General features: G+C 43.6%; 12 protein-coding genes and 1 pseudogene. 5 read left to right on the forward strand and 8 right to left on the reverse strand.

Translation table 11 applies throughout. From position 1 onward, the window contains the following. Window positions 1-189: 189 nt before the first annotated feature. The 6 genes from TBC1_RS01970 to TBC1_RS01995 are packed head-to-tail and all read right to left on the reverse strand — an operon-like array spanning window position 190 to window position 5,853. Window positions 190-1,041, reverse strand: coding sequence for a sulfurtransferase (locus TBC1_RS01970; protein WP_062037747.1), 852 nt, complete (start codon window positions 1,039-1,041; stop codon window positions 190-192). A gap of 12 nt (window positions 1,042-1,053) precedes the next feature. Then, on the reverse strand, window positions 1,054-2,064 hold the full coding sequence (locus TBC1_RS01975) for a porin (protein ID WP_062037750.1): 1,011 nt from the start codon (window positions 2,062-2,064) through the stop codon (window positions 1,054-1,056). Between the two features lie 14 nt (window positions 2,065-2,078). After that, on the reverse strand, window positions 2,079-3,038 hold the full coding sequence (locus TBC1_RS01980) for a rhodanese-like domain-containing protein (RefSeq protein ID WP_062037753.1): 960 nt from the start codon (window positions 3,036-3,038) through the stop codon (window positions 2,079-2,081). 52 nt (window positions 3,039-3,090) lie between these two features. After that, complete coding sequence (locus TBC1_RS01985) at window positions 3,091-3,603, reverse strand: rhodanese-like domain-containing protein (RefSeq protein WP_062037756.1); 513 nt, start codon at window positions 3,601-3,603, stop codon at window positions 3,091-3,093. 11 nt (window positions 3,604-3,614) lie between these two features. Further along, on the reverse strand, window positions 3,615-4,238 hold the full coding sequence (locus TBC1_RS01990) for a cytochrome b/b6 domain-containing protein (protein WP_062037759.1): 624 nt from the start codon (window positions 4,236-4,238) through the stop codon (window positions 3,615-3,617). A gap of 19 nt (window positions 4,239-4,257) precedes the next feature. Further along, window positions 4,258-5,853, reverse strand: coding sequence for a tetrathionate reductase family octaheme c-type cytochrome (locus TBC1_RS01995; RefSeq protein WP_062037762.1), 1,596 nt, complete (start codon window positions 5,851-5,853; stop codon window positions 4,258-4,260). A gap of 245 nt (window positions 5,854-6,098) precedes the next feature. On the opposite strand from TBC1_RS01995, the gene TBC1_RS02000 reads away from it, so the two are divergent. Beyond that, window positions 6,099-6,740, forward strand: coding sequence for a Crp/Fnr family transcriptional regulator (locus TBC1_RS02000; RefSeq protein ID WP_062037765.1), 642 nt, complete (start codon window positions 6,099-6,101; stop codon window positions 6,738-6,740). A gap of 37 nt (window positions 6,741-6,777) precedes the next feature. Here TBC1_RS02000 and TBC1_RS02005 read toward each other — a convergent pair whose 3' ends face one another. Further along, window positions 6,778-8,577 carry a M14 family metallopeptidase gene (locus tag TBC1_RS02005; protein ID WP_062037768.1) on the reverse strand — a complete coding sequence of 600 codons (1,800 nt, stop codon included), beginning with the start codon at window positions 8,575-8,577 and terminating at the stop codon, window positions 6,778-6,780. 210 nt (window positions 8,578-8,787) lie between these two features. Here TBC1_RS02005 and TBC1_RS02010 point away from each other — a divergent pair, with 210 nt between their 5' ends. The 3 genes and pseudogenes from TBC1_RS02010 to TBC1_RS02015 all read left to right on the forward strand — a co-directional run bounded on the left by TBC1_RS02010 (window position 8,788) and on the right by TBC1_RS02015 (window position 14,449). Next, window positions 8,788-11,274 carry a TonB-dependent receptor domain-containing protein gene (locus TBC1_RS02010; RefSeq protein WP_137305371.1) on the forward strand — a complete coding sequence of 829 codons (2,487 nt, stop codon included), beginning with the start codon at window positions 8,788-8,790 and terminating at the stop codon, window positions 11,272-11,274. Window positions 11,275-11,467: 193 nt separating this feature from the next. After that, window positions 11,468-11,632 (forward strand): annotated as a pseudogene (locus TBC1_RS18270) (hypothetical protein); the annotation flags it as partial. Between the two features lie 6 nt (window positions 11,633-11,638). Then, window positions 11,639-14,449: a sensor histidine kinase gene (locus TBC1_RS02015; RefSeq protein WP_172668805.1), complete on the forward strand. Its 2,811-nt coding sequence runs from the start codon at window positions 11,639-11,641 to the stop codon at window positions 14,447-14,449. A gap of 5 nt (window positions 14,450-14,454) precedes the next feature. Here the strand turns inward: TBC1_RS02015 and TBC1_RS02020 are convergent, their stop codons facing one another. Beyond that, window positions 14,455-15,684: a dicarboxylate/amino acid:cation symporter gene (locus TBC1_RS02020; RefSeq protein ID WP_062037778.1), complete on the reverse strand. Its 1,230-nt coding sequence runs from the start codon at window positions 15,682-15,684 to the stop codon at window positions 14,455-14,457. Between the two features lie 136 nt (window positions 15,685-15,820). Between TBC1_RS02020 and TBC1_RS02025 the strand changes: the two genes are divergently transcribed. After that, window positions 15,821-17,383: a T9SS type A sorting domain-containing protein gene (locus TBC1_RS02025; protein ID WP_082189445.1), complete on the forward strand. Its 1,563-nt coding sequence runs from the start codon at window positions 15,821-15,823 to the stop codon at window positions 17,381-17,383. Window positions 17,384-17,409: the final 26 nt, after the last annotated feature.

Here is a 17,409-nt window from a genome sequence, read left to right on the forward strand (position 1 = left end):
GCAAGAGTGTAAAAATACATCAAGAAATAATTATTTGCAATGCTTTTAAAAGAATTATAAAGTTATATACAAAAGTCCGTCGTAAAAAATTTGCAGTCAGGCGGATGGGCTATTCATTTGGATAAGGTGGAATAAAAAATAAGCCGGATACAAATGATGCACCCGGCTTAGTTATAATCAAGGGAACAGCTATTTTTCGAGTTTATTCGATGATGTTGCAGCCCATTCGTTTACACCTCCTTCATAAATCTTTACATTGGGATAGCCAAGTATAGATTTGAGTGCAAAGTAACCTTTCCCTGCTCTGACACCGGTTGGGCATACAAGGATAATTGTTTTGTCTTTGGTTGCTCCTGCAGCACTGAAGATTTTTTCGAGTTCAGCCTTTGATTTATAGGTACTGGCGGCCGTCATAAGGGTGGTGTGATCTACATTCACTGAGCCGGGGATTCTTCCTTTATTGTTCTTGGGATCTTTGCCGCTGAATTCAACATTTTCACGAAGGTCAACAAGGATTACTTTAGAGTTTCCGGAAGCGCCCTGCACCTCTTTCATATCAGCATAAATGGCTTTATTTACTGCCGGAGTGAAAGTTGCCGGTTTTACCGTTGTTGGATTTTTAGTTACAGGTTTCCGGCCGGCTTTCCAGGCTGACATTCCGCCATCCAGGACTTTTACATCCGGAGCTCCCAGGTATTTCAGCACCCAGTAAAGTCTTGAGGCATACTTACCTGCACCTTCATCATATACAACAATGGTTTTCTTTTCAGTGACACCTTTGGCACCAAGGATCTTGGCAAGTTCAGCCGGTGTGTTAAGAAGGCCTTCGATTCCTCCGGATTTTTCGAGGCTTTTGTAAGAAACATTTACGGCATTATTGATGTGAACCTTGGCATATTCAGTTTCAACTTCTGCCGAAACCACGATGTAGTTGGCATCTTTCAGTTTGGAGCTCAGTTCGGCAACGGTCATAAGGTCCTGGGCCAATACAGCCGTGCCCGTTAAAATCAGCGCGATTGTCGCAAATAGGAATTTTTTCATTGATCTTCTATATTAAAATTTAACCTGTAATTGAACAACGATTTCGTCGGTCGGAATTTCAACCGGTGATTCGGCACGGTAAACATAATTTACCTGCAGGCGGGTCCAGTCGTTGAAGAAATAGTTAACCCCGAAAGTCATGTTACTTTCCTCATATCCTGTTGCGTTGCCTGAATCGAAGAAATCGTACATAAACACCGGCTCAATATTCCATTTTGTCATATAAGCAAGGGTAACGTATCCACCGCTTCTTTCTTTCCCCAATTCGATCAGGTTTCCGCTGCATCCGCCACCGAGGTCGCGGTTGTAATCTCCTTCATCCATGATATATTCACCCAACAGGGTAAATCCGCGGTATTTGAGTTTCAGCTCACCGCCGAGGGTGGTTCGGCTGTCCTTATCATTCTGATATGATGGATAACCGTAGCGGAAACTTCCGCCGACATACAGGAAATCCCATGGGTGAAACACAACCCGTCCGACAATATCTTTTTTCTTGTTGTTGTCGAATTTAAGCAATCCGCCGCCATTCATCAGCCCCAGCTGATAGGATACAAAAGTGGTATCGTTTCCGCCAAGGAGCATTGCGCCCATATCGCGGAAGGGAGCAACCATCTGCAGGGTGGCGGTTGAACGGTATACAGTCATCAGGCCATTGCAGGCGGTGTTTGTTTCCAACCCGAAAGGGGTTTTGAATGCGCCGACTGAAAGCCTGGCCATATTAAACCTGTCATAGGTGATAAAAGCATCAAGCAGGTACGGATTAGCGGAGATAAACGGGCTGAGTTCTGCAACCACATAATAGGAGAAGTCATAGGGAATTTTTCCCATTGCACCTATGCGCGCCCTTTCAAATGTAAAACTGTTTTTTGAAGGTTCGGTAAAGTGATGTTCATATTGAGATTGAAGGAAACCGAACATCTTCAGTCCTTCATCTGATGGAGCGCCGCCGCAGCCCTGTGCAGATACCCGGGTGATCGCAAATGCACCGATTATTGTTATAATGAAAAGTATCTTTTTCATGATTTAAGTTTGGTTTAATTACCGGTAACGATTGGAAGGTTCTTCGACATGGTGGGTTTCCACTTGTTGACCGATTCGCCCCAGGCGTTGCTTGCGTTGTTAAATTTGTTCATCCCCCACATGATGCTTTTTGCATTGTACCCGATCACCCTGAGGTATGCGGTAATGGCTGCAGAGGTCTGGCCTGTGTAGCAATAAGTAAGTACTTCTTTAGAAGAGTCAAGATAATTGACCTGGCCTTCTCCCACGAGCAGGGGATTAATTCTGTAGGCTCCGGTTACATGACCAAAACCTGCATAATCAGTTTCGCTGAAATAATTGTTGATAAAGTAATTGCCCGGGTTGGCAAGCACATCGGCCGGCTGAACAGTTTTGAACCCTTCTTCAAGTACCGCATTTACACGGGCCCTGAGAATATTGGCAGGAATGGTATCAGCGCTTGTGAATTTCGGGCTCCCGAAGGTAAGATTGGTAGGAGCTGCAGTGCTTACCCAGTTGGTATTTCCTTCTGCAATACTTCCTATGTTGTTGCTCCAGATGTCAAGGGTGGAGTTCCATCCGCTCATTCCCCATTTCAGGGCCTGGGCATCGGGATAACCCGAAAGGCGGAGCAGGGCAACAGCATGCGTTGCTGTCTGACCCGATTTGCAAACAACGAGGATAGGTTTATCCGCTTTTGCAGCTTCGGTGAGGATGTCCTTCAGGTCTGCCCTGTGCGCATTTACGATATGTCCTTGCGCAAACTCGTCGGCTGTGCGGATATCAATTACATATTTTGCGGATACATCTCCATCAGCAGGAGCGCCCATTACAAATCCGCCAATAATGGTGTTGATGTCAAGGTTATTGGCAACAAGATAGTTTGTAAGCGCTTTTTGAGCATCAAAATTTTCTTCATTTTCCTTTTTGCAGCTGGAGAGAAAAATCGCCGGTACAATGGCCAGAATCAGGAATAATCTCATCATTTTTTTCATTTCGTTGGTTTTTAGAGTTTGTTATTGATTGATTTCCGAATTATTAATTGCATCAGCAACCTCCACCCGATTTAGGAGCTTCATGGTTGCCTCCGCCAAGCTTTTCAAGACTTTTTTCATAAATGTCAGGATAGGTCAGTTCCCATCTTTTCCACCCTTCTTTCAATGCCAGAACGTTCTGATATCCCAGTTTCCGGAGAGTTTGGGCTGCCAGAATTCCTCTCTTGCCTTTCTGGTCATAAACCACGATTTTTTCCTCCTGGAGCGGCATATACAGGCCCACATTTTCCCAGAAAGACGAGTCGGCAATGTTGAATTCAAGGCTGCCCCGGGGAATGTTGATAGAACCCGGGATGTATCCGGGATAATGCTCTTCGGGCTGCCTGACGTCGATGAGGGTATAAACTTCTTCACCGTTCATCAGTTCATAAAGTTCGTCTGCCGTAATCAGTTTAACTTCTTTCAGCGCATTCTCCACCATTTCGTCGGCTGATGCATATTTTTCCTGTCTGCTGCAGGCGGCAAGCGCGAAAATGATCGTCAGTGCAAATACTGTTTGTTTCATGTTTTCAGTTGTTAAGCAGGTTGATTTTTTGTTTCAGTTTCTTCCTCAGGTTCATCTTCATAGCCTGAAATCATCGCCTTGATGTCGGTTGTGATGCGATGTCCGGTTGTGGTCATATACACATGTACGATCAAAAAGGCAACCATCAGAAAAGCCCCCATGGTATGGGTTATGACAGCGATCCACAGGCCACCGGCATCAATGGGGTTCTGAGGGTAGTGATAATACATATAGAGCAGGCCGGTGATGGTTTGAACGGGGAATATCAGGATAAGTAATCCAAAGTAGGTGAACCGCTGCAGCGGATTCATTTTATTGGACATGGTTCTTTTTACCGGATGCGCGTCGCCCTTGAACATCCCATAGGTATAATACCTAATTTGCTTTGTGAAGTTCCTGCGGGTTGGGATAAAGTTTTTGTATTGTCCGGTTACAAACAGCCAGAAAATGGTGAAGATCCCAAGCAGAATAAATGTGATGGCAAATGCATTGTGAAGGCGCACAGCGGCTTCAAATCCGAAAATGGTGTAGTTCCCGTGAATTTCAAAACCGGTGAGGGTAAGAAGTATCACAATTGCCATCTGTGTCCAGTGCCAGAAGCGTTCGAAGCGGGAAAATATTTTGACTTTTTGCATGTGTTTTATGGTTTAAGGGTTAACCTTTTTTATAAAAGAGCCTCATCAGACTGTGAACAACCACTCCGGTTATGGAAATGATGATCAGGATAAACCCTGTATAGTCCACGCCTTTGGCATAATCTCTTCCGGGAAGATAGAATCCTGCCAGGTTAGCCAAACGGCCTTCTTCGCTTCGCGTATGACAGTCAATGCATTTCAGGGTTTGTTCCTTTGGAGAAACCTGGTGGTTCAGGGGCCAGTACATTTCTGTGGAAACAAAATCATGCTGACCGCTGTAATACCTTCCTGCATACTCCATTCCAAGCTGAATTGCGGTATCCCATTTAAGGTCTTCCCAGAAAGCGCCTTCACCTTTCTTTTCGGCAAAAACCTTGACATTAACTATTTCTTTTGTAACAACATCATAGGCTTGTTTACCACGGTGCACCTTTACCGGCCAGATTTTGGCATCAGATTCTTCATATTTACCCATAAGGGTATTGATTTTAACCGGTATTTCCGAAATCGTATCACCGTACAGGTAGTGATCAGCGGTACCATTGAACCAAAAGTATTCCGGCTTAACATGGTCATCCCATACAAACCGGCCTTTAATAGAGAGGTAGCTGTATTTATGATTGACATCGTATTCAGTGATCGGATTGCCGTTTTCATCCGTACGTCCCGCAACAGACCAATCCCAATACATAACAGTGGGATTAACCTTGGCATACACCGGGATATGGCAAGTCTGACAGGCTACCTTATGATTGTGAAGGTCGATTACCTTATCATTGTGAGGTGTACTGGTGTGGCAATGTTCGCAGGTTGCCCGGTTGTTATTTTCGGATGAAACACTGTAAGCCCTTCCGGTAATGTTGTGGCGCTCGGTCAGGTGACAATCGTTGCACGACATGTCCTGCCCTGCTTTTGCCATATGCACGTCCACCTCGCGCGAACAGTCAAGCATGGCCTCTTCCAGGTCACCGTGCTTTACATTATTACCACCTCCGCCATGGAAATGGCAGAATCCGCAATTCTCCTTCAGGGGCTTACCCACATTTTGGGCGATGTAATTATAATCCGGAACCGGAAACTCTGCGGTTGCGTTTTCATGGGTTGATGGCATACCAGCACCACCTTTACGTTTCTTATAAGTATTGGTATTGTCATGGCATACCAGACAGTCAAGGTTTGTCGGGTCCTCGAAGTCAAAGGTTTTGTCCTTCCATCCATATCCGATATGGCAACGCATACAGGATCCATTATTGCTTTCAGCGGAAGCACAGTAGTTATTGATCAGGTTTTTCTTTCCAATGCTTACCGTTCCTCTGCCGTTTGGGAGCTCCGATTCTCGTTCCCACCTCCAGTGTGCCGATGCCATCAGTTCATCGTCACGTTTGTTATGACAGGAGAGGCAGGCGGCCGTAAGGTCCTGCGGGCGTTCAAAGTCCTGTTGCAGAATTTCGAATTGCGAATGGTCAACTTTTTTTTCAATATCCGCCCTGTTTTGATAAACAAACTTTTCCGGATTGCCCCGCCGGTTGCCGAAATGGACTGTGGCAAAGATTACCAGGGCTGGTAAAACCAAAACGACCAGGAGCGTTGTGAGTTTTTGCAGAAAATTATTCATAGCACATTGTTAATTAATTAACAATGCGAAAGTAGGCTCTAGAAAGGTCAGGGTTTGCTTTCCAGACCCCAACCTGAACATGGATTTATGCCAACCTTAACGGATAAATATTTGATACAGATCAAGTTTTTTTTTGTTTCTTTGCACAAAAGGCAAAGATCTAACTAGAGAGATATTTGTAAATGACAGATAATCAAACCTCTAAACAACACAGTTGCGCTATTGGTTCAAGTTCAACATCGTGTATGGAGTTGCTGACCAGTCAGGAACTTGAACTGCTTGATTCAAAAATGGTGGAGGTAAGCTACCGGAAAGGTGAGATTATATGCAAACAGGGAGCACCAGCCACCCAATTGATGATTGTAAGGGATGGGCTTGTAAAAATCTATATGGAGAACAATTCCGGCGAAAACCTTGTTCTGCACATTATGCCTGAAATGAACATTATCGGGTTGTCTTCACTTTTTGAGGGAAACAATATCTATCAGTTTTCAGCCCAGGCATATCTTGATACCCGGGTTCAGGTAATTGATATGTCAACTTTTAAACAGCTGATTCGCTCGAACTCTTCATTTTCACTGAAAGTAATCAGCCTGCTGGCTGAATACAATACAATAATCAGCGGCCGGTTTTATTGTCTCACTCAAAAGCAGACCTACGGACGTTTTGCTGATGTTCTGCTCTGCCTTGCCAACAGGATTTACAAGCAGCAGAAGTTCCCCCTGCAGCTTTCGCGAAAAGAACTTGCTGAAATCGCAGGCATGTCGGTTGAAAGCGTGGCGCGGATACTGACGCGATTCAAAGAAGAGGAACTGATTGAACTTGAGTGCAAGCATCTGAACATACTGGACTATAACAGGATGTTTGATATAAGCCAGAAAGGGTAACATCAGGAGAAATAGAAGTTAAGCCTTATATTAATGGTCAGAATTGTTGTCCGGGTGGGGCTGAGATTCTACGCAGCCGGGTTAATTCCTGGCTATCGGTTATTTTCCCGACCGGATATTTCAGAAATTGTTGATCCCAGTAAGGGGTTTTACTATAAAACCAGTTCAGCATGGTCCACTGGTTGCCGGTAAAACCGGGCTCTGATTTCTTTGCTTCAAATTCGCGTCTGAGTTCCGGGCTTTTTTCCAGCATCTCTCTGGCCATTTTTTCCATTACATAGGTTTCGCTGTATTCCTTCTGTTCAAAAACAGCGTTAAAGAAACCCCATTCCACATAGGATCCGGAAGCGGCAGGTTCAAGAATGGCTGCAATCACCCTGGCAGTGCGCTGGCTGGTTGCCACAATGGCTGATCCGGCCGGGAATATCCTTTTTTCTTCCGATTCGGTAAGACCTGTGCTCACCATATGTCTGCCTTCATTCGGCGTTTTCCGGAATTCATAATCTTTGAATTTATAAGACTTAACCGTGATTTCAGCCGGTTCGGAAAGGATGTCCATTTTTATTCCGTGCAACTTCATTCTGTTGATCACTTCAGTCCACTCAGCAGGAATAATGTATGCTTCGGGAAGGAGTACCGTTGTTTCAGGTACGGATTTATTGAAAAAAGGAAGTTTCATCACTATGGGTCTGGCATTGTCGTAAACAAACCAATCTCCGCCTGTGAGATCGCTTTTCAGCACCTGATAATCGAAGCCGTAAAAATCTACCATGGTGCTGTCGATTGTGCTGGTTTTCCACGAAACCGGGTGTGGCTGTTTCCGGAACGCGGGAGCAGCCGTTGACTTGTCGGCCATTTCAATCAGGGTTTTGAGGTTGTCGGCCTGGTGATTGATGATAAACAGGGTGTGGATGAGCATCTGAATGGTGGCATTAACCCTGGTTTTGTAGTCTTTGAGCATATGGGTTTCTATCAGCAGCGCCGGCCGGTTTTGCAGGGCGGCATATCCCTGTGAAATCATGGGTGGGGCAGCGCCTGTTCTTAGCCCGCTCCGGGGGTCGTGCCAGTTGCGGAACTGCACATACGGGAAGATAGGAAACCCGTTTTCCTTCATTTTTGCAGTGATCCTTGCTTCATAGATATTAGAAAGCCAGCGAGTAATACCAGAATCAAGGTTCCCGTATACTTCGATGTCGTAAGTAAGGGCATATTGAAAATCTGCGCCATCTGTGGTGTGTATGTCAATGAAGAAATCGGGAAGCCAGTTGCTGTACATTCTCAGCCAATGCTGCATTTCAACTGCATCCGCTTTCAGGAAATCCCTGTTAAGGTTGAGGTTATGAGCATTGGTCCGCCATCCCATTTCCTCAGGGCCATTCTGGTTGATTCGGTTGTAAGGGCCAAAACGTTCATGGCCGTCAACATTAAGGATAGGGATAAACAGAATGCTTGTCTTATCAAGCAACTCCCTGTGCTTTTTGCTGATCAGCATATCTCTCAAAAGAACAAGGGCGGCATCTTTTCCGTCAGGCTCACCAGGATGTATGCAGGCCTGAATCAGGGTAATTACCCTTCCTTTACTCCTGATAGCCAGGGGGTCCTTCAATCCGTCCCTGTCAATAATCATCATGGGGATTTCTCTGCCCTGCGGACTTTTGCCTAATATTATTGTTGCGGCCATGGGGGAGGCTGCATCCAACCGGTTGAAATAATCAAGGGTTTCAGTATAAGAGGAAGTTTTTTTGAAATCAGACTGTTCATAATGGGTTTTCCAGTCCTGTGCATGAATGTTGATAAATAATTGGAGGAGGAAAATGATAAGCAGCAGGTTCTTCATCTGATATGAATTTAAATTGTGATTGCAAAGTTAGCGAAAATGGCCTGGCATTCATGTGCACCGGCTTTTCAGGGCAATTGTTAAATTTAGTTAAAAAGCGAAGGGTTTTTAACTAAATCGTGTCGAATTTTAAACTGCACTGATTCTGAATTGTTTCAATGTCAGTCTGGAAAAACTTTACTTTTGCACCCGCTGTTTAACAAATTTTTTATGAAGCTTAACTTGAAAATCTCCTTTACTACTTTTTTTCTTGTTTCTACACTGTTTTTGGCTGAATTATCCGCTCAGGGAAGGCCTCAGGGACAACAGTCCGAAATGCCCCCGCCGGCTATTGGAATTATTAAAGGCAGGATTCTGGATGAAATTACGGGGAAGCCGATAGAATACGGAACTGTTGCACTTATTCGAGTGCGTGATTCTGTTCTGGCAGGGGGTACGATTTCTGATCCTCAGGGGCATTTCAGGATTGAGCAGCTTCGGCCGGGGAGGTATTTTGCCAGGGTTCAATTTATGGGCTTTGAAACGAAAACATTAAAGGATATTGCGATTAAGCCATCCGAGCCCGAAATAAACCTGGGGATTATAAAATTAAAACCGTCAGCCGCCAGTCTTGCAGGTGTTGAGATCACCGCAGAACGTGAGATGATGGTGAATAATCTGGATAAAAAGATCATCAATGTTGATAAGAGCATTGCTTCTATCGGCGGATCGGCTGTTGATGTAATGCAGAACATTCCTTCAGTAACGGTTGATGTAGATGGCAATGTCAGTTTGCGTGGAAATAGTAACATCACCATTCTGGTTGACGGTAAGCCAACCGGACTGGCTGAAATCAGCAGCGGGGATTTATTGCAGCAGATACCTGCAACCTCTATTGAAACCATCGAAGTTATAACCAATCCATCGGTAAGGTATGATGCTGAGGGCACATCGGGAATTATCAACATTGTTCTGAAGAAGCGCAGCCTGCAGGGATTGAACGGAATGTTCTCGGTGACCGCCGGTACCGGTGACCGCTATAATACTTCTGTGAATCTTAACTACCGGAAAAATAAAGTAAACCTGTTTGCCGGCTATGATAACAGGCTGGGAAAATTTAACTCAACCGGAAACACTGAAAGAAGAACATTTAATGATGAGATGAATTCGGTGTTGTTTCAGGATCAGGTGATGCGAAACAACAGGGACATGCACAGTTTCAATGCGGGGATCGACTATAGCCTGGACGACTTCAATACCCTGACTTTCAACTATCAGCTAAGGAGAATGTCGTTTGGTAACCGGGGCGACAACGCTTCGCTGACCATGAACGAACTGAACGACACCATGCGTTATTTTAACCGCTACAGCGAAAGTGCCCGCAATATAAGTTCCAACAATTACACATTGTCGTACAAGCGTACTTTCAGTAAAAAGGGCAAAGAACTGACTGCAGATTTCATTGTAAATGACAATGAGATGACAGGAGACCAGAATATCACGCAAACTGAATTTACCAGGGGTTTTGATCCCCTGAAGCCTGCGCTGCAGTTTTCTTCTTCGAGGAATACCAATATGATGTATGTTGCACAGGCCAATTTTGTGAATCCGCTGTCAAATGGCGGACGCGTAGAAACCGGATTTAAAAGTACGCTCAAGAATCTGTCAATGAGGAATGATATGTCGGAATTCAGCTATCCGATCAATGACTGGATTCTGAACGATAATGCCTTGAACAACTTCGATTATTTAGAGCAGATCCATGCCGTTTATGGAATCTATTCCGGCAGTTATAAAAAGTTTAAATATCAGGCGGGTCTGAGGGCGGAGCAATTGATTTCGGAATCAGATATCATTAATGCCAGTGATAATTTTGATTTGTCCTATCTGAGCTTGTTTCCCTCGGTACACACACTTTATGAAATTACTGAAAAGCAGCAGATGTCAGTCAGTTACAGCAGGAGGATCCGGCGGCCGCACAACCATCAACTGAATCCTTATGTTGATTATTCCGATTCACTCAATATCCGTTATGGTAATCCTAAACTCAAGCCTGAATTCATCAATTCATTCGAACTGGGGTATTCCAACTTCTGGGGTAAAAACTCGATCAACTCAACCCTGTTCTACAGGTATACCACCGGAGTAATTGACCGTATTGTTTATCTGCTCGATGGGGGGGTAACGGCCACCACTTACGAAAACCTGGCCAGCAGCAAGGCTTATGGACTTGAACTGATCGGGAACCGGGAGTTTTCAGCCATGTTGAAGGCAAATGCCAATTTGTCTTTCTTCAGAAGTATCATTGATGGCAGTGAGGTGACGGGGCTGGAAGCAGCAAAAGGGAATATGTGGACGGCAAAGGTCAACCTGACGATCATTCCCGTAAAAAATGCATCGATTATGATTGCTGGGAACTACAGGTCCCCTGAAATTGAAGCGCAGGAACGCGATGAAGCGGTATATTTTGCCGATATCGCATTCAGATACGATTTCTGGGAAAACAAGGCTTCGGTAAACCTTAGAGTCAGTGATGTTTTTGATTCGCGCCGTTTTGATGGAGAAACCTGGGGTGAAGGATTCAACATCAGATCGAGCCGCAAAATGGAATCCAGGGTGCTATACCTTGGATTTTCATACAGGCTGAATAATTATAAACGTCAGCGTGAGCGGGAGCGGGACAATCAGAATAGTGAAATTGAGATGGAGGAGTTTTAACACATATAATGTAGCACCCTGTGTTTTTCAAATTATTTGTGAATTAAATCAGGCATTTCGCAAGAATTTATAAGGTAGTTCAACCGGCATTTTTTTTATTAATATATTTGTCTGAATGATCCTGCTGGGATCTGGAGCGCTGCTTATCGGAGCTGCGCTTCCGTTAGTATAAGATCTATTATAAACAACCTAAATGACCAGAATTTTCCGGTTCATCTTTCTGACTTTCTTATTCCTTGTTACCTCTGTTGTTGCAGGTCAGCATCCTGTATTCAGGCATTATTCGGTTGATGATGGGTTGCCCAGTTCTGAAGTTTATCATGTTTTTCAGGATTCAAAGAGTTATATCTGGCTGGCGACCAATATGGGGGTAAGCCGTTTTGATGGCAGGGAATTCAGGAATTTTGATGTGCAGGATGGTTTGCCCGAAAATACAGTTTTTGAGATATATGAGGATGAAGCCGGACGGGTGTGGTTTGTTGGATTTCCTTTTCAGTTATCCTATTTTGAAGGAGATTCGATTTATAAGTATAAATATAATGAAGTTTTAAGAAGTCTCACCGGCAAGGGTCATGTGCCTGTAAAAAAGTCATTTAAAGTTGACAGGAATGGGGGAGTTTATTTTACATTATTGAGGAAGCATTCAGTAATTAATATTATGCCTTCAGGCAAAGTTAATTATATAAATGGAAAAAATAAGGATTTTAAAGGGGTCAGTATTTTGGAAATCGAAGATCATCTTTTTATTTATCAATTCAGTGAGAATTTGGATGATTTATTGAAAGTAGAAGTCTATACAAACGAGATTTCAAAAGAGATAGAAATCATTCGTTCGCGGACTTATTCGTTTGGAAATCTGTTGGTTTTGAAGGGGGAAAAAGGTGAGGTATATTTTACTTACAATGACATTCTTGTTAAACTTTGGCCCGATGGTAATTATGTTATGGTGAATTCTGATGACAGGGTATTTTGGATGAACCTGGATGAGAATGGGAATTTATGGGTAGGAAAAGATAAGTCTGGAATTTCCGTTTATGAAGATGGAAATATTCAAAGTGAGCCTTTGGTTAAATATTTGGAAGGCTTATCCATTTCATCCATGGTTATTGATAACGAAGGAGGCAGGTGGTTTACAACTCTTGAAGATGGGGTGTTTTATCTTGCTTCGGAAAGTTTTTACAGTTTTCAGGTGTCTGATGGATTAAGCAGTAATAAAATTAATTGTCTTGCAATCGCCGGGGGCAAAATTGTGGCCGGAATGAACGATCCCTATATTAACATTTTGCAGGGAAATGTGATAACCAAGGTTAAGATTTCTGAAACCCCCAATGGGGTAATATATGCTCTTGAAGAGGAAACTAATGAAAAGTTGTGGATAGGAACAAATGATTATTTATATTCATACGATTGGATGAAGGTGACAAAACATGAAAATAATCATAAATATTACAGGACTTCTAATATAAATAGCAGAAAAGTTTTTAATATTAAAGATCTTTTTTTCGATGGGAATGGAAAACTTTATCTCGGAGAAGCCGCAGGTCTTACTATAGCAGAGGATGGGCAAGTCATTTATAACTCCTTATTAGATGATGATATTGAACTCAGGGTCGAAACGATTACACGGTATGGGAAATCTAAGCTTTTGCTTGGAACAACGAGCGGATTGTGGCAATTCACAGATGGGAAATTTGAATATATAGGCGCACTAGATCCCATGCTGAAAAACCGGATTACAAGTATAGTAACCACTAGTAATGATGAAATTAAAGTATTCGGAACCAAAGGCTTTGGTGTTCTTGTACATACTAATGATACTACCATTTATCTAAACAGTTCTCATGGCCTTACCAGTAATTCTGTTACTTCGCTCCTGATTACCGGTAACCTTCTTTGGATTGCCACCAATAATGGTTTAAATTGTCTGGATCTTACGAAAGTGGGTACAGATGAAATGAAAATTGTCATTTTCTCTAAACAACATGGCCTTATCTCTAATGAAATTAATCAAATAGCGGGGAATCAGGAATTGATTTATATTGCTACAAATGAAGGTCTTACAGTTTTTAACTATAAGGATTATAAACCTGTCACGGAACCGCCCCCCATATTTATAAATGGATTCAGCGTAATAGAAGAGGATATGCCCGTAAAGTCAGGTTATTTCTTCAGGCATAACCAGAATTTTATTTCCATCAGATTTACTGGTATTTCTTTCCGTGACGCAGGTAATCTGGTCTATAAATACAGATTAAAGGGGCTGGGCGAAGACTGGATAAGCACATCCAATTCACAGGTTGAGTATGCTTTTCTTCCTCCAGGAGAGTACCAGTTTGAAGTCATAGCAGTCAATTCAGATAGTTTACAAAGCAGCGGGCCCGCCATCATCAGCTTTGTAATTTTACCGCCTTTCTGGAGAACCTGGTGGTTTATTACTTTAATAGTTCTGGTAGGTTCCGGACTTGCCCTTCTTTTTTATTCATACAGAATTAAGCAGATAAGACGTGAAGCCGTACTCAGGAATGATATAAGCTGGTATCGTCAGCAGGCGCTTGCAAGGCAAATGGATCCACATTTTGTATTCAATACCCTCAATAGCATACAATCTTATATTATTAAAAATGACCGGCTTTCGTCTTCCCAATATCTTACCAAATTCTCCAGACTTATGAGACTCATGCTGAATAATTCACAATCGCATGCAGTTTCGCTTAATGATGAAGTTTCAGCCCTGAATATATACCTTGAACTTGAATCAATCAGGTTTCAGGAGAAATTTGATTTTCATTTGAATATTGACCCTGTCATTGAACCTGAAGTTTGTTATATCCCCGCCTTTCTGATTCAGCCATTCATTGAAAATTCCATCTGGCATGGCATTATGGGGATTGACAGGCCAGGCTGTATCCGTGTTGACCTGAAACTGAATGAAACCGGTAATCAGATAATCTGCACCGTTGAGGACAATGGGAAAGGGAGGGCACAATCCATGGCGGAGAATTCACAGAACGATAGGAACCGTAAATCCCTGGGTATTTCTATCGTGGAGTCCAGGCTAAGCCTTCTGAATAGCCTTTATGGAATAGAAATGAAAATTATTTACACTGATTTATACGATAATCAGGGCAAACCGGCTGGAACCCGCGTCCGCATTAACCTGCCGATTATATTATAATCCGGTTATACATTCAGCTTTTCGCCTTCTGATTTGGCAATCACTGCAGCTGCACAGGTGTCTCCATAAACATTTACAGCTGTACGGAACATATCGAGTATCCTGTCAACTGCCAGAACCAGGCCAATCCCCTCAAGCGGCAGGCCAACGGCTTTAAGGACAATGGCCATCATTACAAGGCCGGCCATGGGAATACCTGCCGAACCAACAGCTGCCAGCAACGCGGTGATCACAACAATAAATTGTTGCCCTATTGTAAGATCAATTCCATAAGCCTGAGCAATAAAAATGGCAGCTATACACTCATAAAGCGCGGTTCCGTTCATATTGATCGTGGCTCCCAAAGGCAGTGTAAAGCTTGAAATTCTCGGTGATACCCCATCTTTATGCTCCACAGCTTCCATAGTCAGGGGCAGTGTTGCACTCGATGAAGAAGTTGAAAAGGCAGTTAGTAAAGGGATTGACATATTTTTAAAATGCCTGAGTGGGTTAATGCGGTTGATTATCCAAATCACAAGGTGTAGTGTGAAAAAGGCATGAATGAATAAAGCCAGCAGCACGGTGAGCATATACAAACCCATTCTTGAGAAAATCTGTGTAAGGGAGTTTGCATCCCCGGAATATTTCGAAATCACAGTGGCAATGATGGCAAAAACACCCAGAGGAGTGAGCTTGATAACTGCCATAGTAATCTTCATCATAACTTCAAAAACTGAATTAAAAAACCGGTGAATAACCTGCTGATGAGCGTTTGAGGTCAGATTTGCAAAATAACCAAACAACATGGAAAAGAAGATAATAGGCAACATATTTCCCTCTGCCAGGGATTTAAATATATTTTCGGGCACTGACCCGATAAGCAACTGCCCGAGCGATTGATCGGCAGCAGGTAGTGTCTCCATTGTTTCCGCAAAGGACAAATCAGCCCCAACTCCGGGCTTAATGAGATTCACCAGGGTCAGCCCAAGAATAATCGCAAGAAAACTTGTGAAAAAGTAAAACCCGATGGTTTTTAACCCCAGCCTTCCCAGGCTCTCCGGAGTTCCGATTCCGGCGATACCTGTAATTATAGAGCTGACAATCAGCGGAATGATAACCATCTTGAGCAGCTTCAGGAAGAGATCCCCCATCCAGCTGATCCACACAGTCTGATCAGGAAGATATACTGCAAAAAGTGTCCCGGCAATCAAAGCAATTAAAATCTGCCAGTGCATTTCAGGTTTTTTTATTTTCATGGCTCAGTGCTTTTGCTGAAGTTGGCTCACAGATTTGGCCTCAAAGGTTTTATTTTGCAAACATACACAACCCTGAAGGTTTTTGATGCAGTATGTATAATTTCTGACTAATTTTGAATCAGGCAAATACAGAATCATGATCAACCGGAATTTCTTATTTCTTGCTTTTATTTTAAGCTGGTTATACGGGGCTGCCCAACACCAGAATATTCTATTGGGCAATTTCAGGGATCCCAACGAGCCATCTATATATATTGATCCGAAGAATCCCGACCGCATGATGGTCGGCGTCAATATTGATACCTATTATATTTCTGATGACGGTGGATATACATGGAGTGAAGGCCGGTTGTTTTCCTCAACCCTGGGTGTTTGGGGAGATCCATGTATTGTAATTGACACCCTGGGAAATTATTACTTTTTTCACCTTTCAAATCCTCCGGGACCCGCATGGATTGATCAGATTGTATGCCAGAAAAGTTCTGATTACGGAGCAACCTGGAACAATGATAAAGGCATTGGCCTCGATGGCAGTAAAGCTCAGGACAAGGAATGGGCTGCAGTTAACCCGTTAACCAATGAAATCTGCCTTACCTGGACACAGTTTGATGAATATGGCAGCCTGAACCCCAACGACAGCAGCATCATCAGGTTTTCCAAATCCATTGATCAGGGCGAAACCTGGAGCAATCCGGTCAGGCTGAACCGGGTGGCAGGAGATTGCATTGATGGCGACAATACTGTTGAAGGGGCGGTTCCGGCTTATGGCCCTGATGGCGAAATCTATGTTGCCTGGGCAGGCCCGGGGGGCATCATGTTTGACCGGTCAACAGATGGCGGAAATACCTGGCTTGACCGGGATATTTTTGTCAGCGATCAGCCCGGTGGCTGGAATTACAGTATCCCCGGCATATACCGTGCAAATGGCCTGCCCGTGACCTGTTGCGATGTCAGTAACGGACCTGACCGCGGGGCAATTTATATAAACTGGTCAGATCAGCGGAACGGATTCAATGATACGGATATCTGGCTGGCAAAATCTACTGACGGAGGATTTACGTGGAGTGCGCCCATACGGGTTAACGACGATGAACCCGGGAAACACCAGTTCTTTACCTGGATGACCATTGATCAATCCAACGGTAATCTCTGGTTTGTTTTTTATGACAGAAGGAGTTATCAGGACGAGAATACGGATGTGTACCTGGCAGTTTCCGAAGATGGTGGTGAATCATTTCTGAACTTCAGGGTCAGCGAATCGCCATTTATCCCGAATCAGAATATTTTTTTCGGGGATTATACCAATATTGCAGTTCAAAATGGTGTTATCAGGCCGGTCTGGACCCGTTTGCACGATAATCAGCTGAGCATACTGACGGCCATTGTGGATGATGAAATTGTCGGAATTTCAGCAGAAGAATCTCTCAGGCCTGCTGCTTCCATGACGGCGTCTCCCAATCCTTTCAGCCGTACTTCAGCCATTTCCTTCCGTTTAAAGGATAATTCCCGGGTAAGCCTGACGCTCTGCGACCTCTTTGGCCGTAAATTGCTCAACATAATGGAGAATCAAATGCTCCCGGCCGGAAAATACCTCGAGCATCTTGATCCCGGCAGTGGAGCCCTCCGGCCTGGTGTTTACCTGTTGCGACTCAGCACAGGAACATCCTCTTCCGTATTTAAGATTGTTTATTCGCCTTGATTCGGTCTGTTTTGGCTGATGATAAT

The organism is Lentimicrobium saccharophilum (assembly GCF_001192835.1).
In the GTDB taxonomy this organism is placed as follows: domain Bacteria; phylum Bacteroidota; class Bacteroidia; order Bacteroidales; family Lentimicrobiaceae; genus Lentimicrobium; species Lentimicrobium saccharophilum.

What these genes read in the sequence shown, in the direction of transcription:
- TBC1_RS01970 (WP_062037747.1), bottom strand. Translation starts at nt 1,041, where the DNA reads ATGAAAAAATTCCTATTTGCGACAATCGCGCTGATTTTAACGGGCACG.
- TBC1_RS01975 (WP_062037750.1), bottom strand. Translation starts at nt 2,064, where the DNA reads ATGAAAAAGATACTTTTCATTATAACAATAATCGGTGCATTTGCGATC.
- TBC1_RS01980 (WP_062037753.1), bottom strand. Translation starts at nt 3,038, where the DNA reads ATGAAAAAAATGATGAGATTATTCCTGATTCTGGCCATTGTACCGGCG.
- TBC1_RS01985 (WP_062037756.1), bottom strand. Translation starts at nt 3,603, where the DNA reads ATGAAACAAACAGTATTTGCACTGACGATCATTTTCGCGCTTGCCGCC.
- TBC1_RS01990 (WP_062037759.1), bottom strand. Translation starts at nt 4,238, where the DNA reads ATGCAAAAAGTCAAAATATTTTCCCGCTTCGAACGCTTCTGGCACTGG.
- TBC1_RS01995 (WP_062037762.1), bottom strand. Translation starts at nt 5,853, where the DNA reads ATGAATAATTTTCTGCAAAAACTCACAACGCTCCTGGTCGTTTTGGTT.
- TBC1_RS02000 (WP_062037765.1), top strand. Translation starts at nt 6,099, where the DNA reads ATGGAGTTGCTGACCAGTCAGGAACTTGAACTGCTTGATTCAAAAATG.
- TBC1_RS02005 (WP_062037768.1), bottom strand. Translation starts at nt 8,577, where the DNA reads ATGAAGAACCTGCTGCTTATCATTTTCCTCCTCCAATTATTTATCAAC.
- TBC1_RS02010 (WP_137305371.1), top strand. Translation starts at nt 8,788, where the DNA reads ATGAAGCTTAACTTGAAAATCTCCTTTACTACTTTTTTTCTTGTTTCT.
- TBC1_RS02015 (WP_172668805.1), top strand. Translation starts at nt 11,639, where the DNA reads ATGGGGGTAAGCCGTTTTGATGGCAGGGAATTCAGGAATTTTGATGTG.
- TBC1_RS02020 (WP_062037778.1), bottom strand. Translation starts at nt 15,684, where the DNA reads ATGAAAATAAAAAAACCTGAAATGCACTGGCAGATTTTAATTGCTTTG.
- TBC1_RS02025 (WP_082189445.1), top strand. Translation starts at nt 15,821, where the DNA reads ATGATCAACCGGAATTTCTTATTTCTTGCTTTTATTTTAAGCTGGTTA.